The sequence below is a fragment of the Acidobacterium sp. FHG110202_01 genome (assembly GCF_059115305.1).
Window position 1 is genome coordinate 287,761 of the sequence record NZ_JBZYWJ010000001.1, and the last position, 24,770, is coordinate 312,530.

At 56.5% G+C, this 24,770-nt stretch carries 17 protein-coding genes; 8 read left to right on the top strand and 9 right to left on the bottom strand.

All coding sequences use genetic code 11. The features are described from left to right. Positions 1 to 181 precede the first annotated feature (181 nt). The 3 genes from AC5S16_RS01175 to AC5S16_RS01185 all read left to right on the top strand — a co-directional run bounded on the left by AC5S16_RS01175 (position 182) and on the right by AC5S16_RS01185 (position 7,464). Positions 182 to 2,176, top strand: a complete 1,995-nt coding sequence (locus AC5S16_RS01175) for a glycoside hydrolase family 127 protein (protein WP_493928167.1) — start codon at positions 182 to 184, stop codon at positions 2,174 to 2,176. Positions 2,177 to 2,302: 126 nt separating this feature from the next. After that, positions 2,303 to 3,313: a tetratricopeptide repeat protein gene (locus AC5S16_RS01180; RefSeq protein WP_493928168.1), complete on the top strand. Its 1,011-nt coding sequence runs from the start codon at positions 2,303 to 2,305 to the stop codon at positions 3,311 to 3,313. A 344-nt stretch (positions 3,314 to 3,657) separates the two neighbouring features. Further along, positions 3,658 to 7,464 (top strand): TonB-dependent receptor, encoded by a 3,807-nt coding sequence (locus AC5S16_RS01185; protein WP_493928169.1) that lies wholly within the window; start codon positions 3,658 to 3,660, stop codon positions 7,462 to 7,464. A 231-nt stretch (positions 7,465 to 7,695) separates the two neighbouring features. Here the strand turns inward: AC5S16_RS01185 and AC5S16_RS01190 are convergent, their stop codons facing one another. Both AC5S16_RS01190 and AC5S16_RS01195 read right to left on the bottom strand, forming a co-directional pair. Then, on the bottom strand, positions 7,696 to 9,243 hold the full coding sequence (locus tag AC5S16_RS01190; RefSeq protein ID WP_493928170.1) for a glycoside hydrolase family 32 protein: 1,548 nt from the start codon (positions 9,241 to 9,243) through the stop codon (positions 7,696 to 7,698). Positions 9,244 to 9,263: 20 nt separating this feature from the next. After that, a complete protein-coding gene (locus AC5S16_RS01195; protein ID WP_493928171.1) occupies positions 9,264 to 9,899 on the bottom strand; it encodes a TetR/AcrR family transcriptional regulator in 636 nt (211 codons plus the stop codon). Positions 9,900 to 10,028: 129 nt separating this feature from the next. Between AC5S16_RS01195 and AC5S16_RS01200 the strand changes: the two genes are divergently transcribed. Further along, the gene (locus AC5S16_RS01200; RefSeq protein WP_493928172.1) at positions 10,029 to 11,015 is read left to right on the top strand and encodes an SDR family NAD(P)-dependent oxidoreductase; all 987 of its coding nucleotides are present in this window, start codon (positions 10,029 to 10,031) and stop codon (positions 11,013 to 11,015) included. Between the two features lie 74 nt (positions 11,016 to 11,089). Here the strand turns inward: AC5S16_RS01200 and AC5S16_RS01205 are convergent, their stop codons facing one another. Both AC5S16_RS01205 and AC5S16_RS01210 read right to left on the bottom strand, forming a co-directional pair. Beyond that, positions 11,090 to 13,660: a bifunctional YncE family protein/alkaline phosphatase family protein gene (locus AC5S16_RS01205; RefSeq protein ID WP_493928173.1), complete on the bottom strand. Its 2,571-nt coding sequence runs from the start codon at positions 13,658 to 13,660 to the stop codon at positions 11,090 to 11,092. 115 nt (positions 13,661 to 13,775) lie between these two features. Next, on the bottom strand, positions 13,776 to 14,654 hold the full coding sequence (locus AC5S16_RS01210) for a universal stress protein (protein WP_493928174.1): 879 nt from the start codon (positions 14,652 to 14,654) through the stop codon (positions 13,776 to 13,778). Positions 14,655 to 14,845: 191 nt separating this feature from the next. Between AC5S16_RS01210 and AC5S16_RS01215 the strand changes: the two genes are divergently transcribed. Beyond that, on the top strand, positions 14,846 to 15,715 hold the full coding sequence (locus AC5S16_RS01215; protein WP_493928175.1) for a universal stress protein: 870 nt from the start codon (positions 14,846 to 14,848) through the stop codon (positions 15,713 to 15,715). Positions 15,716 to 15,731: 16 nt separating this feature from the next. After that, entirely contained in the window at positions 15,732 to 17,615 is a 1,884-nt protein-coding gene (locus AC5S16_RS01220) for a pyruvate kinase (RefSeq protein ID WP_493928176.1), read from the top strand. Here the strand turns inward: AC5S16_RS01220 and AC5S16_RS01225 are convergent. The 5 genes from AC5S16_RS01225 to AC5S16_RS01245 are packed head-to-tail and all read right to left on the bottom strand — an operon-like array spanning position 17,612 to position 22,951. Next, positions 17,612 to 19,099: an efflux transporter outer membrane subunit gene (locus AC5S16_RS01225; protein WP_493928177.1), complete on the bottom strand. Its 1,488-nt coding sequence runs from the start codon at positions 19,097 to 19,099 to the stop codon at positions 17,612 to 17,614. The genes AC5S16_RS01220 and AC5S16_RS01225 overlap by 4 nt on opposite strands. Beyond that, positions 19,080 to 20,162 (bottom strand): HlyD family secretion protein, encoded by a 1,083-nt coding sequence (locus AC5S16_RS01230; protein WP_493928178.1) that lies wholly within the window; start codon positions 20,160 to 20,162, stop codon positions 19,080 to 19,082. Before AC5S16_RS01230 ends, AC5S16_RS01225 begins: the two co-directional genes overlap by 20 nt. Continuing rightward, the gene (locus AC5S16_RS01235) at positions 20,159 to 20,854 is read right to left on the bottom strand and encodes an ABC transporter ATP-binding protein (protein WP_493928179.1); all 696 of its coding nucleotides are present in this window, start codon (positions 20,852 to 20,854) and stop codon (positions 20,159 to 20,161) included. Before AC5S16_RS01235 ends, AC5S16_RS01230 begins: the two co-directional genes overlap by 4 nt. 1 nt (position 20,855) lies before the next feature. Then, the gene (locus tag AC5S16_RS01240; RefSeq protein WP_493928180.1) at positions 20,856 to 21,974 is read right to left on the bottom strand and encodes an ABC transporter permease; all 1,119 of its coding nucleotides are present in this window, start codon (positions 21,972 to 21,974) and stop codon (positions 20,856 to 20,858) included. 35 nt (positions 21,975 to 22,009) lie between these two features. Further along, positions 22,010 to 22,951: a universal stress protein gene (locus tag AC5S16_RS01245; RefSeq protein WP_493928181.1), complete on the bottom strand. Its 942-nt coding sequence runs from the start codon at positions 22,949 to 22,951 to the stop codon at positions 22,010 to 22,012. Between the two features lie 140 nt (positions 22,952 to 23,091). On the opposite strand from AC5S16_RS01245, the gene AC5S16_RS01250 reads away from it, so the two are divergent. Beyond that, positions 23,092 to 24,192: an alpha/beta hydrolase gene (locus AC5S16_RS01250; RefSeq protein WP_493928182.1), complete on the top strand. Its 1,101-nt coding sequence runs from the start codon at positions 23,092 to 23,094 to the stop codon at positions 24,190 to 24,192. Positions 24,193 to 24,244: 52 nt separating this feature from the next. Continuing rightward, positions 24,245 to 24,592, top strand: coding sequence for a hypothetical protein (locus tag AC5S16_RS01255; protein WP_493928183.1), 348 nt, complete (start codon positions 24,245 to 24,247; stop codon positions 24,590 to 24,592). The last annotated feature ends 178 nt before the right edge of the window (positions 24,593 to 24,770 follow it).

A 24,770-nucleotide genomic window follows, 5' to 3' on the forward strand; every position in this document is an offset into this window, starting at 1 on the left:
TTTATAAAATGCACTTTTAAAGTGATACCTGGCGAATTGGGTGAGGGCCGAGGCTAAAGCCTCTGGGTTTTTGGTTCTTATTCACCGGCCTCAAGGCCGATGCTTCTACCGAAAACCCAATTCCTCTGACTCGTCGTATCTCTTCTTGAGTGCGTCGAGAGGCAATCAAGGAGCTTTGGTCATGGGTCATCTGGTTTCGCGAAGACGTTTTCTGGGAAGCGCGGCTGCTGCGAGCGGCGCGTCCTTGTTTTCTCCTGTAACGTTTGCCAAGGACAAGCCGGAGCAGAAGGCAGCGGCCGGCGCTGCGGAAGATGTTGCCATACGTGACCTGACTCATGCTGCTGTGGCGAAAACGCAGTGGAAGGTTGTGCCGTTTTCGATGACCGAGGTCAGGCTTCTGCCGGGCTTCTGGAAGGACACGATGGAGCTCAACCGCAGCTTTCTCTACTCACTGCCTAATGAGAGGCTGGCGCATAATTTTCGCGTGACTGCGGGCATTCCTTCGGATGCTGATCCGCTGGGCGGATGGGAAGCTCCGGACTGCGAGCTGCGCGGACACTACGTGGGACATTATCTTTCGGGCTGCTCTCTGCTGTATGCGGGAACGGGCGACAAGGCGATTCTGGTGAAGGCGAATGAGCTTGTCGGGATGCTGGCGGAATGCCAGGCGAAAGATGGATATCTCGGCGCGTATCCGACTTCTTTTTATGACCGGCTGCGCGCGCACCAGAAGGTGTGGGCGCCTTTCTACACGTACCACAAGATTATGGCCGGGCTCGTAGATATGTATGAGCACACAGGGAATCGCCAGGCACTGGAGATGGCGTTGAAGATGGCGGACTGGGCCTCGACGTATGCTCATTCATTTTCTGACGATGACTGGCAGCGTGTGCTGCTGGTGGAGCATGGCGGTATGAACGAGGTTTCGTTCAATCTTTATGCCATTACGGGCAATGCGAAGTATCGCGACCTGGCTTACCGATTTGAGCATAAGAAAATTTTTGATCCGCTGGCGAATAACGAAGACAAACTGGCAGGGAACCATGCGAATACGAATATTCCGAAGATGATCGGCGCGGCGCGCGGTTATGAGCTGACTGGAGACGGGCGCTATCAGACGATCAGCCAGAATTTCTACCGCATTGTGACCGAGCACCATGCGTATTGCACGGGCGGCACCAGCAATGGCGAGATGTGGCATGAGGCCGATCAGATTGCTACGCAGCTTGGGCCTGCAGCGGAAGAGTGCTGCTGTTCCTACAACATGATGAAGCTTTCAAGGCTGTTGTATGGGCAGGATCCGGATCCGAAGTATTTCGACTATTATGAGCGGCTTCTTTACAACGTTCGCTATGGGACGCAGGACCGCAACGGCATGCTGATGTATTACGTGCCGCTGCAGCCGGGCATGTACAAGACCTTCGGCACTCCTTTTGACGCTTTCTGGTGCTGCACGGGAACGGGCAGCGAGGAATATGCCAAACTCAACGACTCGATCTATTTCCATGACAACGATGCGGTGTATGTGAATCTGTTTATTCCTTCGAAGCTGGACTGGAAGGATCGTTCATTTGCGCTGCGGCAGACGAGCAAGTTCCCTGAAGAGGAGCGCATCACGTTCACGATCGATAAAGCGCCTTCGAAGGCGACGGCGCTGAAGATCCGCGTTCCTTACTGGGCGACGTCGGGCGTTGCGGTATCTATCAATGGCGAGGCTCAGCAGGCTGCGGCTGCGCCTTCGAGCTACATCACCTTGAGCCATGACTGGAAGAGCGGCGATACCGTTGCGCTCGATCTGCCTTTGCAACTGCACATCAATACGGCTCCTGACGATAAGCAGGTGCAGGCAGCGATGTATGGTCCGCTGGTGCTGGCTGTGCTGCAGGGGACTGAGGGGCTTACGACGTACATGATTTATGGAGGATCGGGGCCGTTTGGGGATGATGGGTATCCATTGCCGACTGTGGACCTGCGGCCTGTGCATCGCCGGGGAAGCGATGCGCAGACGGTTGCGCCGCCGCCGGATGGCGTGTGGTTTGAGCGTATCGAGGCCTCGCGGCGTTATGCGCTGCAATTCAGGACGAAGGGCAGAGGGCCGACGCACACGCTTGTGCCGATGAACCAGATCATGGATGAACGATATTCGGTCTACGTGCGCAATCTGTCGATCACGTAAAAGCGATTCACACGACAGAACCAGCCATATTTATTGCTGGTATTTAAGATCGAAGCCCACATAATAGTAGCGATGAGGCAAGAATTCAAAAGGCATGCGTCCTGCCTGCTTCTGGCGGCTGGAACCATGTTGCCGCAGTCATCGATAAGCTACGCTTCCATCCAGCAGGCGACGGCTGCTGCTGATCCGCAAAAAGCATTTCAAACGGGTGCTTCTCTTACCCGGGCGGGAAGGCTTGAGGAAGCAGTGCCTTATCTTGTTGCGGCGCGCAGCAGTGCTGCGCTGAAGAATCCCGCGAGCTTTGATCTTGCACTGTGCTACCTGGGCCTGCGCCGTTATGCGCAGGCGATCGAGCTTCTGGAAGCGCTGCGCGATGTGGACTATAACGGCGCCCAGGTGAATACGCTGCTGGCGCAAACGTACATCGGTGTGCGCAAGTCTGATCAGGCGCTGGCCGCTCTCAAACAGGCGAGCAGGCTCTCACCCGCGAGCGAGAGGCCCTACATCTTTGCTGCGGATGCATGCACAGACAATAAGCAGTACGAACTTGGACTGCAAGTCGCAGAGCTAGGGCTGCAAACGTTTCCTTCTTCAGCGCGATTGCATTATGAACATGCGATGTTCATGGCGCAGCTCGACCGTTTCGAGCAGGCAAAGCCGGAATTCGAGCGCGCTGCGGCTTTGGATCACGATGGCAATATCGCTTATCTAGCGTCGGCGCAGGAGGCGCTCTTCGAGAGCGATATCAAGCGGGCGACGGAAGCAGTTCGAAGCGGGATCCGCGAAGGGCATCATGATGCAGTTCTGGAGACGTTGCTGGCGGGAATACTTGTGCATGGAGGCGCAACTCCCGGGCAGCGCGATTTCTCTGAGGCCCGGCAGCTTCTTGAAGATTCTGTAGCGCAGAAACCGGACTATTCCACGGCGCAGATCGCGCTGGGAAAACTTTATCTGATGGAAGACCGGTTCAAGGACGCTATCGGGCATCTGGAGATTGGGCGCCGGCTTGAGCCGCAGAACCAGGCTGTTTATACGAGTCTCGCGCATGCGTATCGCAGGGCGGGCTACGAGAAAAAGGCAGAGGAAACACTGCATCAATTGCAGGGGCTGCTTCAGATTGCGGACCAGCCGCAATAACGCCTCTTTCTTCTAAATAGGCGCTAAGTCTTTGAAAAGATTGCCTTATTATGGATGCAAAATAAAATCTTGATGAAAATACAAAACTAAATACATAATTATGTACGATTCTTTGAGCCGATCCGGGAACAGCGATCCAGTAGGAGAACAAGTAAAACGGGAAATCGTTTTCCCCATCGTGTACGGCTATTCAGCTCGTGGACGACGGATGCGGCGAGATTTGGAGGAAAGAGATGCGTCAGCGGATATTCAAATGCAACCTTGCCTGTTTGCTCGCCTGTTGTTTGCTGAGCGCGGGTGTTTTTACCTTGCCAGTACGTGGACAAAGCGGATCGCAGGGAAGCGTGGCCGTCTCTGTGCAGGACCCGAGCGGCAGCGTGGTGCCGGGCGCAACCCTGGAACTGATCGACAGGTCAACCAATGACACGCGCATGGCTGAGACCCGTGAAGGGGGAACGTATACCTTCGTCAATCTCAACATCGGCACATACCGGCTCACGATCACAAAGCCCGGATTTGCGCAGCAGCAATTCGAATCGGTGGTGGTGCATTCTTCGCAGGTCACCAGCATCAAGGCTGAATTGAAGGTGGGGCAGACGAGCCAGACGGTCCAGGTATCGGAGAGCGCGACGCCGGTGATTGAGACTTCGTCCAATGCCATCGGCACTGTGGTTGACATGAAGCAGATACAGGACCTGCCGGTTGCCGACCGTGATCTTTCTTCGCTGTCGCAGTTGACTCCGGGCTACAACGGCACCTGGAACGGACTGCCTTCGATCGACCAGGGAAGCAATATCGACGGAGTGATGGGCAGCCCTTCGCGCATGAAGTTCGGCGGCAATGCCGCACCGGCGGTCACGGCGCGTCTGGAAGATATCGAGGAGATGACCATCCAGACCGATCAGCTTGCTTTGAATACGGGTTTCGGCCAGTCGAGCATGCAGATCAATTTTGTAACCAAGCGAGGCACAAATCATTATCACGGCGGCGTGTTCGGAGACTTTCAGAACTCCGGATTGAATGCCAATACATGGACGAATAATGCAGCGGGCGTTCGCAGAGATAAATACATCAAGAACAGCTTCGGCGCGAATATCGGCGGCCCCATTCTGCATGACAAGCTGTTTTTCTTCGGCAGCTTTGCGTTTACCAAGCAGCCGGCCACGATTACAGCTCACAACAACGTGTTTACGCAGAATGCGCAGGCCGGAAATTTCACGTACACGGGAAGCGACGGGCAGACGCACACGGTTAATCTCTTTCAGCTTGCGCAGCAGACGAATCCTAATCTGCCGACTACCTTGAATTCGGCGATCGCAAGCCAGTTCCAGACCATCAATAACTCTTTGCAAGGCGGCAGTGTTTCTTCGAGTTCAGACCCGAACTTCAACATCGTGCGCTGGAATGTGCCGTCGCCCACCACCTACTATTATCCGACCGTAAGAGTGGATTACGATTTCTCACAAAAGCTGCGTATGTATCTGGCGTGGAACATGACGCAGGTGACGCAACCGAGCGTCAATCCCCCGAACTTTCCGGGCAGTGATTTCAGCGACCAGACTACAGGGAACTGGACCCGGAGCTACGTTACGTCTTACGGTCTGGACTGGATTATTTCGCCGTCGCTGATCAACCAGTTCAAGGCCGGGTTTCTCTACAACGCAACGAAGTACTCTTACAATGCGAAGCCGCTCTATGCGACGGAGCCTACCATTGCGTGGAACTTTAACGGCTATGGCTCCACGAGCAACAACTGCAACAACAATGGCATGTCCGGGCAGTGCTATCAGACACCGATCGGGCCTTATTACCCGGTCTTCAACATATCGGATGCTGTGACGTGGCAGCACCAGTCGCATACGCTGAACTTCGGCTTCTCATGGTACCGCGAGCAGGACCACTACTGGAACGGACCGCTGGGTTTCCCGACCTACAACCTCGGGCTCTCCACAGGCGATCCTGCGCTGCAGGCCTTCAACGCTACGACGTTGCCCGGAGCCAGCACGCATTTACAGGGTGAAGCGCAGCAACTCTATGCTGTGCTTACGGGAAGAATCGGCGGCAGCGGCTCAGGGGCGAGCGGGCCTGTGAACGGCACCTTTGCTTACAATCCGAAGACAGGCACCTACTTCAACGGAATCGGCTCTTACAACCTCGATGAGCTTTCGAAAGCCTGGGGCGTGTTCTTCGAGGACTCCTGGCATATAACGCCGACCTTCACTTTGAACTACGGATTGCGCTGGGACTTTACCGGCGACAACCACGACATGACCGGGGCCTACCACTCGGTTTCTACGAGCGGCATCTTCGGGCCTTCGGGCGTCGGAAACCTCTTCAATCCAGGCTCGCTGCAGGGCGAGATGGACCCGCAGATCACAGATCAGCCTCATGCCTACAATCCGTGGAACGTGTCTCCACAGCCGGCCATCGGGTTTGCATGGAACCCGAAGCTGGGCGATGACAGCGTGCTGGGCAAGCTCTTTGGCGACGGCAAGACTGTTGTCCGCGGCGGCTTTAATCTGCGCCGTTTCACTGAGCCGTATCAATACTTCTGGGACGCTGCTTCAGACTATGCCGCGTTCTTCTATCAGACCTTCTATCTCAATGCGAACAATACCGGGCAGCCCGGCACGTTTGCGCCCGGCAGCCTTTCGCTTGGAAACAGCCTGCCTCCGTATGGCCTGGCGCCTGCAACCTATCAGAAATCCGAGCCGCTGGCTGACTTTACTTTCAACAACGCAGTGGGGACGAACGGCATCGATCATGGAATCAAGCAGCCGTACAGCGAGGCGTGGAACTTCGGAATCCAGCGGCAACTGGGGAGTTCGCGTGCTATCGAGATTCGATACAACGGCAACCGCACGATTCACCAATGGCTCAATCTGAATCCGAACGAAGTGAATATTTTCGAAAACGGATTCCTGAACGAGTTCAAGAATGCGCAGACGAATCTCGCTCTTAACGGCGGGGCGTCGTTTGCAAACAACGGCCAGGTCGGGCAGAAGCCGCTGCCGATTTTTGACGCGGCTTTTGCCGGCGAATCTTCGGGCGGCCCGGGTGCGCCTTTGCAGGATTATGCCAACAGCCAGTTCATCACCTATCTGCAGACAGGGCAGGCAGGGGCGATGGCCAATGTGCTTGCTGGTATCAACGGCACTGCTCCGTACTTCTGCAACCTGGTAGGTTCGAGCTTTGCTCCCTGCGTCACCAATGCCGGATATACCGGCGGCGGAGCAGGCTATCCAATCAATTTCTTCCAGGCCAATCCCTTTGCCGCAGGGTCGTCGACGGGCTATATGACTGCGGCCGGCTACTCCAATTACAACGCGCTGCAGATCGATTTCCGGCAGAACTCGTGGAACGGCTTGCAGTTCGATGCCAACTATACGTGGAGCCATTCGCTGGGGCTCTCGACCTTTAACGACTGGACCAGTGCTTTTGCCGCTTACACGCTGCGGGACCTGGCGAAGAGCTATGGACCATCGCTCTTCGATGTGCACAATGTGCTTCATGTGAGCGGGACGTATGATCTGCCACTGGGAGCAGGAAAACCATTTCTCAGCTCCGGCCATCTGGTTGACAAACTGCTAGGCAACTGGACGGTGGGAACTATTCTTACTTTCCAGAGCGGCGCTCCATGGCGGCTGACCGGCGGCTACAACACCTTCAATGACTACGGCGACGGCGGCATCGTGCTGAACGGCGTCACGTCTTCACAACTGCAGCATTCGGTTGGTGTGCGCCACATTACTCCCGCACAAAATGGAGGCAGCGCGGCAACGTTTGTTGACCTGATGGATCCGAAATATCTTGCAAGCCCGAGCGGCGGAGGGAATCCGACATATATCACTCCGAACACGACGCCCGGCACTTTCGGTCGTACCCTCTACCTCTATCAGCCGCACACGTTCCAGGACGATGTGTCGCTTACCAAGGCGTTCCCGATTAACGAGAGCATACGCGTCAGGTTCCAGGGCGAGTTTCTCAATGCGTGGAACCATCCGCTCTTCGGCAACGGCGGTAGCGGCAACACATACTACAACGGAAATATTCAGGGCACGAGTTTTGGAACCGGTACGGAGCTTTCTTCAGGCACTACACCGGCGTATACGCCGCGCCAGATTGAGCTGCGCTTCAACGTGGATTTTTAGGTTATTCGGAATTTAGTAATGAGTCAGTTTGAATTTCCTCAGGGGCTAATGAAGGTGCTGAAAAAGTGCAATTGATTTGAAAAACAATCCCTCGGCGGCTAAAGCCGCGCTGATTTACGGTACTTTTACGGCACGACTAAAGTCGTGCCCCTTCAAAACCGATTAAACTGACCCGCTACTCGGAATTTTCTACAGGGGCCGCGGAGGGGAGTCTTCCGCGGCTTTGTTTTGTCAGGTTGTGAGACGGTCCGGGCTGATGGGCGATAGCTGCCAGAGCTTCAGGCTGGAGATGCTGGTTGTTTTTCCACTGATTTTTATTCCTAACTGCGGCGTTGATGTTCCGGAGTCATAGAAACGCTTTGTATAGGCGGTGTGTTGATTCACGAAGGTTTCGATGACGGAGCCGTCGATGTAGAAGTGGAGCTCGAGTTCTCCGGCTGTGCCGGAGGGGAATGGTACGGTTTTCTCGTCCAGCTTGATTTCATCGGGATGCGCGGGATCGTACTGTACGCTGAGCCATGGCCTGGCGACGCTGTTGCTCACCAGCGAGAGCGCGAATACACCGGATGCGGGTTTCACCTTGCACAGAATTTCGCCGCAGCCATTCTTAATCTGCAGTTGCGCGATTCGTTTTTGATTCTGTTCTTCGTTGCTCGATAGGTGCAGGGTCTGAGGGCTTTGGCGCAGCTTCTCTACTGCCGGAGCCAGGCTCATGCTCAGATTCGATTTGTCATCGAGGGTCAGGACGCGCGGGAGGGACATGACGCCTGCCCAGCCTGATGCCCGGTATTCTTCAAGCGGGCGCTTTTCCTGAATCCATCCCCAGAGGATGCGGTTCTGGTGCTCGTCGAGCTGCGTTTTCGGTGCGTAATATGCGCCGTAGTCGAGTATGCCGCTTTGTTCGGGGTGGAAGATGAGTTGTTCGGGGTCGAGTACGCCGACCTGCCAGAATGCTTTTCCCTGGGTGGAATGGATCAGCACATGCTTGTCGCCGAGGGGGAAGAAGTCGGGGCATTCCCACATATCTCCATCGAGCGGGTTTGCGGTGTTCCTGCCGCTATTCGAGCCCTGCAGAAGCACGTGCAGGTATTCCCAGTGGCGCAGATCTTTTGATCGATAGAGCAGGATGGCTCCGCCTTTGCCGCGAATGCCGGAGCCTACCACCATGTGCCACCAGTCGCCATGCTTCCATGGGGATGGATCGCGGAAGCCGGTCACATCCAGTCCGGGCGGGGGCGCGGCGATGACGGGCTGCGGCTTTTTGGTCCATGTTGTCAGGTCCTGATCAGAGCTGACGGCCAGGCACTGCAATTCGTTGAGGCTGTGTTGTCCGTCGCGGATGGTCGCTTCGTTTTCCGGAGCAGGGACAACGCCGGTGTAGAGCATGGCCACTTCATCGCCGTTCACGACGGCTGTGCCGGAGAAGACGCCGGCGGAATCCGGGCCACCGGGCGTGGGAGCGAGCGCGACGGGAAGATGCTGCCAATGGACCATGTCGGGGCTGACGGCGTGGCCCCAGTGCATATCTCCCCAATATGCGCCGTTGGGATTGTACTGGTAGAACATGTGGTATTGACCCTTCCAATAGACGGGGCCGTTGGGATCGTTCATCCAGTTCGCAGCGGGCAGCAGGTGGAATTGCGGACGCCGGGGATCGGCAGCCATGGTGACAGGAGAGACGGAAGCCAGAGCCTGGCGCAGAGACAGAAGAGGATGGAAGGCTGCGATGCTGAGCGTTGCAAGCGATCTGGACAGGAAACTGCGGCGATTCAGCATCATTGATGGCCCTCGGAAAATTGTTATGAACGAGTCAGTTTATCTTTGCCGGTATTGCGCTTCAAGGACGGTTGAGCACCGGTTGGCCGCGAGCCGAGGATGAGAATGTCCACGAGTCGTCTTGCACTTGGCTGCCAGTCGGGCGCGGAGGCCACGTTGGAAACGCCGATGAGGGCGCGGAGGAGATCGAGAGGCTCAAGGTCTGCGCGCAGATCGCCGCTCTTGATAGCACGCTCGACTAATGTGTCAATGGCTCCCTTGATCTGTTCGCCGGTGGCTTCAAAGATCTTTGAAGGCTGTTCGACAAGCCGGTTCAGAGCGGGAGCGATGATCTGCTTGGCTGCGATGTAGTCGATGAAAAGTAGCATCCATGCGCGTAATGCTTCGACGGGAGGCATTTTCCGCGAGAACTCGCGCTCGGCTGCCGCGAGCTTTCCTACTTCGGTGCGGTAGACGGCCTCAAGGAGCGCTTCTCGCGTGGGGAAGTGACGATACAGGGTTCCTGCTCCAACGCCTGCTTCTTTGGCTACGTCGTCGAGGCTGACATCAACTCCTGAGCGGGTGAAGGACTGCTTTGCGATTTCGAGAATGCGCTCCCGGTTTCTCTGTGCGTCGGCGCGAGGCTTTCGGGGGGCAGGTTTTGCAGATTTCTTCGGCATGCGGAATATTTTTTGCAACCGGAGACAGTCTCCGGTTCTCTATTCTGTTATGGAGACACTCTCCGTTTTATTTGCTGATGCAATGCGAGTCAATCAGGATTCAGAGTGTCCCGTAAACAGGAGAAATGAATGGCAGAGACATTTGGCGCGACCTCGACGACGGAAGATGTTTTGTCCGGCGTAAATCTTAAGGGAAAGCGAATTCTGGTTACCGGGGTTTCGGCCGGACTGGGCGTGGAAACTGCGCGGTCGCTGGCTGCGCATGGCGCTTATGTAGTGGGTGCGGCAAGGGACCTGGCGAAGGCCGAGAGGGCGACTGAGCAGGTGCGGAAAGACGCTGCAGCCAATGGCGGAGGCTTCGAGCTTATCGAGCTCGATCTTGCCAATCTGGCGAGCGTTCGCGCTGCTGCTGACGCGTTGCTTAAAAAGGGCGAGCCTTTCGATGTGATCATCGCAAATGCAGGAGTGATGGCTACTCCATTGGGACATACGGTTGATGGGTTCGAGACACAGTTTGGCACCAATCACCTGGGCCACTTTGTTTTCGTCAACCGGATTGCACCGCTGATCCGTGACGGCGGGCGGCTCGTCAATTTGTCTTCTGCAGGGCACCGCTTCTCGGACGTTAACCTGGAAGATCCGAACTTTGAGCGGACGGAGTATCAGCCCTTCATCGGGTATGGCCGGTCGAAAACGGCAAATATTCTTTTTGCTGTTGCCTTTGACAAGCGGCATCGGGACCGCGGCGTGCGCGCTGCGGCTGTGCACCCGGGAGGCATCCAGACAGAACTGGGACGGTATATGGGCGCGGCAGAGATCCAGGCGCTTCAGGAGAGGATCGAACAGATAAACCAGCACCTTGCGGCAGAGGGCAAGCCACCCTTCCAGTTCAAGACGGTTCCTCAGGGTGCGGCAACTTCAGTGTGGGCAGCTATAGTAGCTCCTGCTGACGAGGTTGGCGGACGCTATTGCGAGAATTGCCACGTCGGTAATATTGTGCCGGACAGTGTGAATATTAATGTGATGAGCGAAGGTGTGCGTCTATATGCGCTTGATCCTGTGAGTGCCGAGGCGCTCTGGAAGAAAAGCGAAGAGATGGTTGGGGAATCGTTCTAACGATCTGAAGGGCCAAGAAGAGCGGCGTCCGTCTGAGACGGACGCCGCTCTTTATTCCGGTCTATGAATCGCTTTTATTCTTTGTCACCATCATCGTCTCTATCACCGGATTCGCTGACGTCGGAAATGGGACGATAACGATGCACCGGCGCGGGCATGGCTGCGTCCTCGCCTTTGACGCTTTTCCAGATAATTTCATTCAGAGCGTGCATGGGCGCGCGGTCAACGTCGGAGAAGTCCATTCTGCTGCTCTCTTTTGCGCCGTAAGACTTTTCAGTGTTCTTCACATTCACGTCGATGAGAGGCTTGATGGCGGTGAAAGGCGTGGTGACCGGTGTTGTGCCGAAGGATGCGTACATGGGCATGGCAGCGGCGTCGTACTGGCTCATGGGGGGCAGACCGAGCAGGAGCTCCATCGAACGCACCATGGAACTGGTGGAGTACAAGGTGCTGTCCACGATGCCGCGCTTGACGTAGGGGCTGATGACCAGGCCCATGGTGCGGCGGCCATCTACATGATCGGCTCCATCCTGTGCATCGTCTTCGATGATGAAGATGGCGGTATTGGGCCAGTAGCGGCTGTGGCTTACGCCTTCGACAAGCTGACCGATGGCGTAGTCGTTGTCGGCAACCATGGCCTGCGGCGTGAATGCTCCTGGGCGCGCGCCTTCGGTGTGATCTCCGGGCATGCTCATGACGATGTAGTTGGGCAGGCGCTTTTGCGGATCGGGGCTGTCGTAGTTCGCTTCGTACTCCTTGAACTCGCGCAGAAATACTTCGATCTTGGCGGTGTCGCGTACCTCAAGCCCGTTTATATAATCCTTCGAGACATGACCGACCAGACCTTTTGCTCCGGGGGCTGCGTCCATGGTGGTGCCGGTGCTGGCGCGCGCGGCGTTCTCACCGTATGAGCGGTAGGTCAGGCCCTTGCGCTGCGCAATGTCCCACAGATGGCCAGCAGAGGGGACCATGGCATTGACGGTGTAAGCAGCGGTGCTGTGGCTGCCGTATTCCGGAGGCCACTGCTTCTCATTGAAGTCGGTGGCGTAGGAGGAGTTTGACCAGGAGTGGCCGTCGACACTGACTTCTCCGTCGCAGTAGAGATTGTCGAGGGTGACATACTCTTTCGCCAGCGCGTGCTGGTTGGGCGTAACTTTTTCGCCGAAGATGGTGAGATCCGGGTCACCGTTAGCGTTTGGCAGATCGCCGAACTCCTGATCGTAGGTGCGGTTCTCTTTAATGATGTAGATGATGTGCTTGATCTCAGACGGCGTGCCTACGTGCTGCGGGATGATGCTTGGCTCCTGCGGCGGGCGTGCTTCAGAGAGCAGGGAATCGTTGTAGGGAGTGTTGTGCGTTACCTGTTCGGTCCAGTGCGGAAGCTGGGCCTTCAGATCGATGATGGGCAATACTTCGAGACTGCTCTTCTGCAGGGATTTTACGCTGTCGGTTTCGCCGGGCTGCGCCAGAGGGCTGTGCGGGCCGTGCGGATCGGGATGGCCTTCTTCTCCTTTTGCATTGCCGATGTAGAGCGTGCGGTTGTGGTCGGCCAGGAGCAGGGCAGAGGGATACCAGCCTGTCGGGATGAATCCGACGACGGTGCTGTGGGCGCGGTTCTCGATATGTGCGACGGCGATGGAGTTGTTGTCCGCGTTCGCGATGTAGAGAAGCTTGCGAGCGTCGTCGATGGCGAGTGCGTCGGGCGTAGATCCTTCAGGGGCGAAAGGCGTCAGCGTGGTTGACAGGCGCTCGATGACGTTGAGCGTGTGCGTGTCGATGACGTAGACGGTGTTGTCGTTCGAGCAGGCGACGAAGAGACGTCCATCGGCGGAGAGCTTCATGTCGTTGGGATTCATGCCGACGCGCAGCGTGCGGATGACCTGATTTGTGTCTGTGTCGATGACGCTTACCGATTCGCTCGACCAGTTGGAGACGAACAGGTGTTTGCCGTCGGGAGTCAGGACGGTCTGATATGGGGTGGTCTCAACGGGGATGCGCGTGACGATCTGGCGGGTCTTTGTATCGAAAACCACGACATTGCTGGGGCCGTTTCCTGTGCCGCGATTGGCTGCGTACAGCCAATTTTTGCCGGAAAGGTAGGCAAGGCCGGACCACCATACTAATTTAGGGTCGATGGTCTCAGTCAGTTTGCCGGAGGGCGTTTCGCTCAGGCGGCCATTTGCATAGGTGAATTCGTAGACCGGCGCTACAGGATCGGCTTTGCTCCTGGTACCCGATGCGTTGCCACCTGCCACATATAAGGTATTGCCGTCGGGCGACCAGGCCATGCCCAGAAAGGTCGACGTCAGATCGATGTGCTGGATGGGCTTCTGCGTTTTTGTGTCGAAGACATCGATGCCGTGGGGCAGGAATCCGGAATTGACGGAGACTACGATACGGCCGTCGGGCGAGGCGGTGAGGTTCGTTACCAGATCTCCCATGGAGCCGATGGCCTTGCCTGCGGGAGTGATGCGCCAGCCGTTGGGCAGATCGGCTCCACCGTCAAAATGTTTTGGCAGCTTCTGCCCATGCATTGCTGTTACGTGCCCGTCGGTGCTCTGCGCCTGACTGGGCACGGGAAACATTCCAGGAAGAGTCAGCACTACAGTAGCCACAGCGAGCAAAGAGAATTTGGCAGACATCATCGGAAGTCCCTTTTCAGTTTTTTGGGTAGGTATTGAGTAGAACACTGCAAGATGATCAGAACGTTAAAAATCATCTTTCATGAAGTACGCAGCTGTTGGAATGGGGGATGGAGCGTTACTGCAGATGGGGGAGCGATTTCTCAGCTACGGTAAGTATCGGACAACTCGCTTCTCTCACAAGCTCAGTCACGATTCCGTGCAATCGTGTTCCATCCGCGAGATCGCCGCGATGAACGCCCAGTACGAGCATGTCAGCGTTCTCTTCCCGGGCGAACGATACGATATTTTCAGCAATGCGGCCCTCCAGCGTGAACGCTTCCACTCGCGCTGTCTGTTTTTCAATGGACTGGACCAGCTTGCTGAGTTCTCTGTGGCAGAGCACTTCATGCAGCGCGTTCGGATCGCAGACATGAAGAAGGAGCAGCCTGGCGTCGAGCTTTCCGGCAAAGGAGATCGCCGTGGGCAGAGCAGCAAGCGAGACGGCTGAGAAGTCTGTCGGGAAAAGCACAGCCTGCGCACTTGCAGAGGAGAAAGGCCGCCTGACGTTGGGGCCTACTGTCAGCACGCTGCATGACATGCCGCGCAGGATCGCTTCCGCGATGGAGCCTAGTCCCTTGCCATGTCCGGCCTTGCGTCCACTTGAGCCGAGCACGACGATGTCTGCAGAATATTCCTGGCAGGCCTGAAAGATGACATCCCTGACATTGCCGTGACGCACCAGTACTTCTCCTGCGATTCCCTGGGCCGCAAGCAGGCTTTCTGCTATCGATTTCAATTCGCTTTTTGCGGAGTGGGCGAGGTTGCGCAGCTCTGAAGGCGAGGTATTGCTTAAGGAATTGGCGGCCTTTGCCGGATCAAGCACGTGAACGAGAAAGAGCCTGGCCTTGTATATCGACGCCAGTCCGGCTGCATAGCTTAAAGCGATGTGCGAATTGCCGGAAAGGTCGGTGGCAAAGAGGACAGCGTGCGTCGTATTGGCTGTGGTGCCCGGCATGCAGCATCACATTATCGCGGTTCAGGCGTGGATGACGTGATGTGGATCACTTATGTGAACTCTTGAAGCAGTGTGAATTTTCATCTTCTTTGTGACTGGTGTCACAGCCGGCGGCTAACTGAAGCCGCTACATTTTGCTTGTAGGTCGGCGCAGGGAAGTAATCACAAATCGCGCCGCATGGGAGACTGCTATGACAACCCTGGCTCCAGCAAAGATTGCCTTTGAACACATCCTGATTCCGACGGATTTTTCCGACTTATCGCAACGCGCTGTGGAGTATGCCGAAGGAATCGCAAAAGAGTTTCATTCGCAGCTTTTTCTGCTGCATGTGAACGAGCCTATTAACCCTATCACTCCGGCAGAAGCAGTGTGGATCGACCAGGAGTCAATCCGGCGGCAATGGTCGGTGCGGCTGGCGAAAGACGGGGAGAAGTTGCGCTCTGCGGGATTCCAGGCCGAGACGAGTTGTGTGATCGGCGGAGTGAAGGATGAGGTGCTTTCGTTCATCAAAGAAAAAAAGATCGACCTGATTGTGATGGGCACGCATGGACGAATTGGCCTGGAACGGCTGCTCTTCGGTTCTGAGGCGGAAGGTTTATCGCGGCGCGTACCGTGCCCGGTGCTAGTGATCGGCCCGTCTGTTGCTGAAGATACCAAGCCCGTATGGCCGCCCAGGTATGTACTTTGCGCAACCACGCTCGATCCGGATAGCGCATGGATCGCCGCCTATGCATTCCAGCTTGCTGAGGAGCACCAGGCAGAATTCCTGATGATGAATGTGGGGAATACACTGCTCCTGAACAAGAACGGAGACTGGACCCGCTTTGAGGATGCTTTCAGGAAGAATCTGCCGCCGGGCATCGCTCCTGCCAAGCCTTTGCAGGAACTGTTTGGAGACGTACCTGGGGACAGAATTGTGGATGCTGCAAAGGAGCGCCAGGCGGACCTGATCGTGATGGGCGCGCGCAGTGCTTCATCTGCCGTTACTCATCTGTTACGCGGAACGGTGCCGCAGGTGTTTACTGATGCGCCTTGCCCGGTCATGACACTTCACCAGTAGCGATCGGGGCTTTCACATGAAGGAAGCAGACAGAAAACTGCTGCAGCAGGCTGCGTCGAAGCTGCGCGAGCTATGCGCGGACATACTCGATCTTGAAACCGCGCTGCTCGAGCATTCTCCTCCGGTACATGAAGATCATCGCCGGAGCGCGCGCAACCTGGTGCATTATCTGGCCCTGCGGCGGCACGATCTTCGTGAATTGCAGGCGGAGCTTGCGGTTCTGGGTCTTTCTTCTCTAGGCAGGACTGAGGGCCATGTCCTCTCTGCTATTCAGACTGTGTACCACGTGCTGGCCACTCTGCTTGGATCGGAAGATGAGCTTCCTCTGCTGCCTGAGCCTCCGGTAAAAATGGGCGAGGGCTCCGATCTGCTCGATCACAATACTGAAACGCTTCTGGGGCCTGAGCCATCGGGGCGCAAAGTTCGCATCATGGTGACTATGCCCACCGAGGCGGCAACCGATTATGAGCTGGTACGTGATCTGGTGAAGAACGGGATGGATTGCATGCGCATCAATTGTGCGCATGACGGTCCGGAAGCGTGGCTGGGGATGATCCGCAATCTTCAGAAGGCAAGGGAGGAAACAGGCCGCCTCTGCCGCATTGAGATGGATCTTGCAGGGCCCAAGCTGCGAACAGGTCCGATTGTGCCTGGCCCTGCGGTGATTCGCTGCCGTCCGGAGCGTGATGATTTTGGCCGCGTCACCAAGCCGGCGCGCATCTGGCTTGCTGCGATGGAAAAGAATGAACGGGCTCCGGCAGGCGCAGCGGCTGCGCTTCCGTTGCCGCAGCGATTTGTTGCTAAGCTGCAAGCCGGCGGTATGATTCGTTTCCGCGACGCCCGCAATGCGCACCGCATGATGAGGATTGCGGGGGTTGAAGATTCGGGTTGCTGGGCTGAGTTAAGACGGACAGCTTACTTTGTTCCAGACATGGAATTGCATGCTATTGCCAACAAGAACTCACATCATGGCAAAGCGAAGCCCTGGAAGGGCCGGATCGGGCCTGTTCCGGCACGGGCGCAACGGCTGCTGCTTAAGCCGGGTGAGACGCTCATCCTGACGCACAATGCGCAGCCGGGCAGGCCGGCGCGGCGCAACAGGGAAGGCCGGGTTACTTCGCCGGCGCGAATCGGAATCACTTTGCCGAAATACTTCGAGCACATAAAAGCAGGTGAGCCGATCTGGTTTGATGATGGGAAGATTGGTGGCGTTGTTCGTTCCGTGAACAGCGAGAGTGTGCATGTTGAGATTACGCAGGCGCGCCCACAGGGCGAGAAGCTTGGCGAGGGAAAAGGAATCAACCTTCCTGACACGCGTATTGATCTGCCGGCGCTTACCGCGGAAGATCTCGAACATCTGAAATTTATTGCTGAGCACGCTGATCTTGTTGGCTATTCTTTTGTGCGAAGCGAAGATGATGTGCACCAGCTTCTGGCCCATCTGCGCGAGCTCAAGGCGGAATCGCTTGGCATTGTGCTGAAGATCGAGACACGGAAAGCGTTTGAAAATCTCCCCGGATTGGTTCTTGCCGCGATGGCGTTGCGCGCAGTCGGCGTGATGATTGCACGGGGCGATCTGGCGGTGGAGTGCGGTTACCAGCGCCTTGCGGAGATACAGGAAGAAATTCTCTGGATCTGCGAGGCGGCGCATGTTCCGGTGATCTGGGCAACGCAGGTGCTTGAGAGCCTGTCTAAAAATGGCATTCCTTCGCGCTCTGAAATTACAGATGCGGCCATGGGAGAGCGTGCCGAATGCGTCATGCTCAATAAAGGGCCGTATGTTGTGCAGGCTGTCAGCGCACTTGCGGATATTCTGCAACGCATGCAGGACCATCAAGAGAAGAAGCGCTCCATGCTTCGGCGTCTCAAGGTTGCTACAGCGTTTGCAGATGCAGGCTAATGTTGTTTCGCCGCTACCTGTTTTGGCGTCGGCAACTGCGATGCATCCCATCCTCCGCCCAATGCTTCGATGAGCTGGACGCTGGCGACCATTTGTTGTGTCTGGAATGAGACGTAGGTCTGCCGATATACGAGGAGGCTTACCTGAGCGGTGAGAACGTTCAGGAACGGATCAAGTCCTGCCGTGTTGCGGATCTGCGCCTGAGCTAAGAAACGCTGCGCGGATTGAACTGCTTCGTTCTGCTGTTCGATGTCCAGTGACAGAATCCTCAAGGCTGCGAGATTGTCTTCTACCTGCTGAAAGGCGGTGAGCGCGGTCTGCCGATAGTTGGCTACTGCCTTGTCGTAATTCGCCTGATACTGTCGGACTGTGGCTTTACGGTATCCGGCGTCGAAGATGGTTTCCGCTGCGGACGGGCCGACTGACCAGAAGCGGCTGGGCCAGGTAAACCAGTCGGCGATGGTCAGGCTCTCGAACCCTCCGGTAGCGCTGAGCAGAATGTTGGGGAAGTAGGCTGTTCTGGCTGCGCCTATCTGGCGGTTTGCCTGGGCCATCGAGCGTTCTGCCTCGGCAATATCCGGCCGTCTCTCAAGAAGTTCGGCCGGAAGGCCTGTTGGAATGGCAGGCAGATGCAGCTCAGCTTGCGAATAGGGCAAAGTAAATGAGGAAGGGGACTGCCCCATGAGCACTGCTATCGCGTGCTCGTACTGGGCACGCGTGATGCCAAGGTTGGTGTCCTGCGCCTGGGTTGCTTTCAGTTGAGATTCGGCGGCGGCCACGGCTTCGTCTGCATCGAGGCCGCTTTTGTATAAGCCGCGGATCAGGTCGAGATAATCCTGATAGGCTTTGACGGTCTGCTCGAGGATCTGCTTCTGCTGTTCTACGCCGCGAAGCTGGAAGTAGTCTGCGGCCAGCTCCGCATGCGCCAGCAGGCGCACATTCTCAAGATCGGCAGCGCTTGCCTGGGCTGCGAAGGTGTTGGCCTGAACATTTTTTCTGACACGCGTCCAGAGATCAGGCTCCCACGATGCCGTCAGCGGAAATTGATATTCGCTGTAGGTGTAGCTTTTTTCTGTTGCGCTGGGGATTGTAATCGCAGCGACTCTGACATTGGTGATCGCGGGATTGGTTGTGAGCGTCGGATAGTATTGCGAGCGTACCTGCCGCACCAGCGCGCGCGCTGCGGAGTAGTTGGCGGCAGCAGCGGCAATGTTCTGGCTGCCTGCGTCGATCTGCTCCTCTAATGCGTTGAGCTGCGGATCATGGAACACCTCCCACCACTTGCCGCGGATCGCGTTGTCGTTTGGCTCGGCGCTCTTCCATGAGGCGGCGTCCAGCTCCTTATATGCGGGGGCGGTTTGCACGGATGGTTTTTGGTACTTTGGGCCGACGCTGCATCCGGACAATAAGACGCAGCCGGCCGCTGCGCATGCAAGAAGGACGCGAGTAGAGCGCCGCGTGCCGCTACTGTCCGATGTATACATCGACTAATTCCCCGGGATAGAGGTTGACGTTCTTCGGCCTTTCCAAGCGGAAGATCACGGGCAGCACGCGGACATCGACTCTTTCCTGCCGCTGGTTGGACAGCTCAATTTTGGGCGAGACAAAAGGCTGGATGCGATCGAAGGTCAGCGGGATATGAATGTCCGTGCCACGAATCGTCATCTGCGCTTTGATCTTTGTTGGATCAGGGAGGTGCGAGACCAGAATTTCATCGACATAGCAGCGCACATGCAGACTATTGTCGCTATCGCCGACGATCAGGATTGGGTCCGTTCCCTGGGTGTAGGCGTTATACGCGCCCTGCGAAGAGACATACGCGCCTACGACCGTATTGATGGATAACACTACTCCATCACGTGGAGCGTGCAGAGTGTATTTCGCGAGTAGAGCGTCTGATGCGAGGTAGGCCTTCTGCAGCGCTGCCTGCTGTTTTTCCTGGTTGCGGATGTCATAGACCCATGCGCCCGCTTTGGTCAGCGTGTATTGCTTCTTTGCTACTTCAAGATTCGCCCTGGCTACTGCGGCGCTGTTGATGGCACTGTCGAGAGCATCCTTGCTGACGGAGCGCGGGTCGAACCTGAACGCTGCCTGCTGCTTGTCGAGCGTGTCATTCGCGGTCTTGAGCGAAGACTGCGCGGAATCTACCTGCGCTGCTGTCACGTCGAGCGTTTCTTTGCGCGGTTCGGCTCTGAGCTCTTCGAGCAGGGCCTGGGCGGCCTGTGCCTGCGCCTGCTGCTGCGCTACGGTAGCGCGCTGGATGGAGTCATCGACCAGCAGTAATGGTGTGCCTTTGCGTACGACCTGGCCTTCACCGACGAAGATCTCTTTTACTGTTCCGGCAACTTCGGGATACATGTTGATATTGACGCCGGTGGACTGCACGCTTTCGACGATGCCCTCGGCATAGATGCCTTCTCCGTAGGGATTCGAGGCCGGATTGAATACCGGGGGCTCGGCGGCCTTCGTGATGCTCGAGAAGTATGCCGCAATGCCTGCGCCTACAATGCCGGCGATGGAGAGAACGAACACCCATCTGTTCTTCATGACGCTACCTTCTCCTCGCCGGTCAATCTGCCGTCCTCCATGTGCAGGATCCTGGTGGCGAATTCATAGATTCTGCTGTCATGGGTGACGATAACGATGCAGCGCTTCGCATTGAGGAACTCGGTCTTCACAAAACCGACTATCGCGCGGCCGGTATCGCCGTCGAGCGATGCGGTGGGCTCATCCATGATGAGAATGTCCGGCTGGCTGATGATGGCGCGCGCAATGGCCACGCGCTGCTGCTCGCCGCCGCTGAGTTTTACCGGCATCAGGTCGGCGCGGTTTTTCATGCCGACAATGTCCAGATACTTGTGTGCTTCCTGGACCGCATTGTCCCAACTCCAGCGCCTGAGGATGAGGGGAATGGCTACGTTTTCAGCCGTGGTGAGGCGCGGGAAGAGATGGTAATCCTGAAATACGAAGCCGATTTTATTCAGGCGGAAAGTTGCCAGCTCATCTTTGCTGAGGTTCCAGATGTCGATGTTTTCACTCAGGACCCGGCCGGCATCCGGGCGGAGAATTCCGGACAGGACGCTGAGCAGCGTCGTCTTGCCGCTACCGGATGGGCCCACGATATAGGCCATCTCTCCAAAAAAAGCTTCGAGACGGACATCTTTCAGCGCATTGGTCCGCGCTTCGCCTTCTCCGAACCATTTCACGATGCCCTCGGCTTTGATTGCTGTATCTGGCATATCAACCTCGGAAGATGTCGAAGGGCTCGATGCGAAGAACCTTGCGCACGCCCCTGTAGCTGGAGAAAGCAGCGATGACCAGGACATTCAGCAAGGCCAGGCCCATGTTGAAGTAGGTGATGCGCGATGCGTAGTCGGGCAGGCGCATCTTTGCAAGTTTGGTAAGCGCGGCACAGAGTCCTACGCCCAGGCCGTATCCGGTGAGCGCGGTAAACACTGCCTGAAAGAGAATCATGAGCATCAGCTCGTGGCTCTTTGCGCCTATGGCTTTGAGCGCGCCGAACTTTTCAAGGTTCTCGAGAATGAAGGAGTAGAAGGTCTGCCCCGAAATGGTAAGGCCGACAACGAAGCTGATCATGGTCATGATGAGAATGTTCATGCCCAGGCCGGTCTGATACTCGTAGAAGTTCGTGATCCGGTCCTCAAACTGCTCGCGCGTAAGAGCGAGATAGCCCAGGGCGTGCACCTGCTTCTGAATCTCGGGAATATCTGCCGGGGATTTCGGCTCGACGAGAATGTAAGAAATGGTGAAGCGTGGATTGGGGATGTACTGAATGGCGCGGTTGTAGGTTGTATAGAGCGTGGGAACGCCGAAGAGACCGCTTGATGCCACATCGGCGATGCCGACAACAACGCCGCGGTGGTCGTTCAATTCAAAGACAGATCCGATATGAGGATTGCCGAACTTCGGGAACTCCGAATCGTGAACAACGATGAAGGAGTTTTCTGCAAAGATATCGCTGATCCGGCCCTGCACCATCGTTGGTCTACCGAAGAGGCTGGTGTCATCCAGTCCCACGACAGACACCGACTGGTAGGCGCCGTTATCGAGCTTCACCAGCGCTCCGCCTGAGAAGAGCGGCACAGCGTACTTGACGCCGCGTATGCTGCGGACGGCATCGAGCAGATAGTCGGGTATCCCTATCGTGTTGGCAACGGTTTGCACTGAAGGGTCCATGACCCACATATCCGCTCCGATATTGATGACGGTCGACGAGGCGCGGTACAGGACGCCGGAGAAGAGGGACATCATGACCACCATGAGAAAGGCGGCAAAGGTTACGCCAATAAGCAATGCAGTGAACTTTGTCCTGTCATTCACCAGGAGTTTGTATGCCAACTTGAATATCCCCAGCACTCTGCGCTCCTGTGATCTCAGTATGAAGCCCGCACGGCGGCCTTACCGTCTGCGTGCAAAGCATGATGTTTTCCGCATGTTGCACAGAGTGATTCGCGCAGCGTGAGCACCGGGCACGGGGACTTTGCGATCAGTTCGTAGGCGACACCGGTGTGCGCCATGGCTGCCAGACTCGATGTAGGCACGGCGCCCAGAATGAGCAGATCCGGCTGCAGATCTTCAGCTTCATGCAGGATCTGGTCGGCGGGATCACCGAGACGCGTGATGCTTTGCGGCTGGACCATCTTGCCAGCGGCTTCCTTCACGAGATAGCTCATCTTTACTCTTGCATCGAGCTCTTCCCATGCCTCGATCGAGGAGTGCTCGATCACGTGAAGGATGGTGAGCTCCGCCTGATGCGCCGCGGCGAAGGCAACTGCGAATTGCAGGCTGGCTTCCGGCTCGTGACGCAAAGAAGAGGCGTAGAGGATATGACGCGGATGTCTGAGTCCCTTTGGTCTGACATGCGGCCCGATCGTGCAGACCGGGATATCGACGGTGCGAATCAGATCTTCCGCGACCGAGCCGAGGAGAAGCTTCCCAAGCTTGCTTTTACCTGATGTGCCGATGATGAGGCGGCCGATCTTTTTCTGGTGTATGAATGCGGCGATCTGTTCGGCTGCGAACCAGCGGCGAATCTCGTATTCGCAACGGAGGCCTTCTTTACGCAGGCAGTCCGCTTCTTTCTCCAGTACTTTTTCTACTTTGCGATAGGCCTGTTCTTTCGGCGAGCAGGGATACGCGCCTGATGCTGGAGAGACGTAGATTTCTGGTGGAATGACATGCACCAGCCACAAGGCTGCTCCGGTTGCGGCGGCCTGGGCCTTCGCATGGGGAAGAAGATATTCGAGGTCGCTCAGGTCGGTGGCGACGGCGATGGACTCAGGGTATACCCAGGCGTGCTGAACATCGGTATGCATTACGAACCTCCTTTGTTCCAAGGATGCAGCGTCAATGCATCCCATCGCCGTGTCGCAGCACACATACAGGTGTGACGGGCATCACTTTCAGATTTGGGGCTTGCCTGAGAGGCGGAGATAAGTGGAGGATGTGAGCTATTGTGACGAAACTGCTTTCTTTTACAGGCACTATTATGGCTGGGGCATGTCTGGCGCTGGCCCAGACTTCTTCAGTGCGCCCGACACCACCTACCCGTGACCCGCATACGCCCGGCTACGTTGCGGCTACGGAATTGCCTGACGGGAAGAATGCTCCCGCGGTTGCTGATGGCAACTTCATTCTCGGTCCTACGCATGCTCCAGCTCCGGAGAGCTCGACGCAGGCTGTGCCGCAGGGAGATGTGCTCGAGTTCACGATGAATTCGGCTGACAGCAGGATGTATCCGGGCATTGCGCGGGAGCCGAATACATTTGGCACGCCGGACCCGGCCAATCCGGCGAAGCTTGTTTTGACTACGAGCCATCCAGCTCCTTATACGCGCAAGGTGACGGTTTACATTCCGAAACAATATGTTGCGGGCAGCGTCGCGCCGTTTATTGTGGGTGCGGATGGACCGGACCGCTTATTGTTTGCGGCGCTGGACAAGGTCATTGCGGAGCATCGCGTACCGGCGATGATTGCTATTTCCATCGGCAATGGAGGCGGCGATGCACAGGGAAGCGAGCGCGGCCTGGAGTATGACACGATGTCAGGCAGGTACGCCGAATTTGTGGAGAGCGAAGTATTGCCCCAGGTGGAGGCGCGCTACCACGTGAAGCTGACGAAGGACCCTGATGGACGGGCGACGATGGGTGGCAGCTCAGGCGGCTCGTGCGCTTTGATCATGGCGTGGTATCACCCGGAGCTGTACCATCGCGTGCTCACTTATTCCGGCACCTATGTGAATCAGCAATGGCCGTATAACCCTGAGATTCCGCATGGAGCGTGGGAATTTCATGAGCATCTCATTCCGAATTCGCCGGTGAAGCCGCTGCGCATCTGGATGGAGGTTGGGGACAGAGATTTGCTGAATCCGAATGTGATGCGCGACAACATGCATGACTGGGTGCTGGCCAATGAGGAAATGGCGAAAGTTCTTGCGGCCAAGGGATATCATTACCAGTTTGTTTTTGCGCGCAATGCCGGGCACGTCGACCGCGCGGTGAAGGAGCAGACGCTGCCGGAAGCTCTTGAATATGTATGGCATGGATACGGGAAGTAAGTTCCTGCTGAAATGTGCGTGTGGCGCATCTAATGATGGTGAGGAAAGAACGATGAAAGCGAAACTTCTGCTTATCACCTTTATGCTGTCAGGGGCGATGACTGCTGTTCTTGCTCAGAGCCAGTCGAGTGCGCAGCCCCAGAAAAAGGGAAATGGCGCCGGCCATGAGATGGCGAGCGGGAGCGGCGACATCGGCAAAGGCGCGGCCAAGGGCGCGGGTAATCTTGCTTCGGGCACCGGAAAGGGTGCTGTTGATCTGGTGACGCTGCATCCTGTGAGCGCGGCGACCTCTGTTGGCAAGGGCGGCGCTTCCGCAGGCAAGAATGTCGCTGTCGGCACGACAAAAGGGACCGGTAAGATTGCCAAGGGCATTGGCAAAGGCGTGAAGCATATTTTCTAATCTTTAAATAGAGTCCATTTTGTTTTAAAAAAGGCAATCCCTCAGCGGCTGAAGCCGCGCATAATTCTATGCTTTTATGGCACGACTAAAGTCGTGCCCCTTCAAAACAACGACTTTTCAATACCTTCTAAGGGCAGGTGCTTCGCCCAAAAATATGCTTCCTGATTCGGCATAGATC

What these genes read in the sequence shown, in the direction of transcription:
- AC5S16_RS01235 (WP_493928179.1), bottom strand. Translation starts at nt 20,854, where the DNA reads ATGCCAGATACAGCAATCAAAGCCGAGGGCATCGTGAAATGGTTCGGA.
- AC5S16_RS01200 (WP_493928172.1), top strand. Translation starts at nt 10,029, where the DNA reads ATGGCAGAGACATTTGGCGCGACCTCGACGACGGAAGATGTTTTGTCC.
- AC5S16_RS01195 (WP_493928171.1), bottom strand. Translation starts at nt 9,899, where the DNA reads ATGCCGAAGAAATCTGCAAAACCTGCCCCCCGAAAGCCTCGCGCCGAC.
- AC5S16_RS01220 (WP_493928176.1), top strand. Translation starts at nt 15,732, where the DNA reads ATGAAGGAAGCAGACAGAAAACTGCTGCAGCAGGCTGCGTCGAAGCTG.
- AC5S16_RS01215 (WP_493928175.1), top strand. Translation starts at nt 14,846, where the DNA reads ATGACAACCCTGGCTCCAGCAAAGATTGCCTTTGAACACATCCTGATT.
- AC5S16_RS01210 (WP_493928174.1), bottom strand. Translation starts at nt 14,654, where the DNA reads ATGCCGGGCACCACAGCCAATACGACGCACGCTGTCCTCTTTGCCACC.
- AC5S16_RS01205 (WP_493928173.1), bottom strand. Translation starts at nt 13,660, where the DNA reads ATGATGTCTGCCAAATTCTCTTTGCTCGCTGTGGCTACTGTAGTGCTG.
- AC5S16_RS01255 (WP_493928183.1), top strand. Translation starts at nt 24,245, where the DNA reads ATGAAAGCGAAACTTCTGCTTATCACCTTTATGCTGTCAGGGGCGATG.
- AC5S16_RS01245 (WP_493928181.1), bottom strand. Translation starts at nt 22,951, where the DNA reads ATGCATACCGATGTTCAGCACGCCTGGGTATACCCTGAGTCCATCGCC.
- AC5S16_RS01175 (WP_493928167.1), top strand. Translation starts at nt 182, where the DNA reads ATGGGTCATCTGGTTTCGCGAAGACGTTTTCTGGGAAGCGCGGCTGCT.
- AC5S16_RS01180 (WP_493928168.1), top strand. Translation starts at nt 2,303, where the DNA reads ATGTTGCCGCAGTCATCGATAAGCTACGCTTCCATCCAGCAGGCGACG.
- AC5S16_RS01190 (WP_493928170.1), bottom strand. Translation starts at nt 9,243, where the DNA reads ATGATGCTGAATCGCCGCAGTTTCCTGTCCAGATCGCTTGCAACGCTC.
- AC5S16_RS01225 (WP_493928177.1), bottom strand. Translation starts at nt 19,099, where the DNA reads ATGTATACATCGGACAGTAGCGGCACGCGGCGCTCTACTCGCGTCCTT.
- AC5S16_RS01230 (WP_493928178.1), bottom strand. Translation starts at nt 20,162, where the DNA reads ATGAAGAACAGATGGGTGTTCGTTCTCTCCATCGCCGGCATTGTAGGC.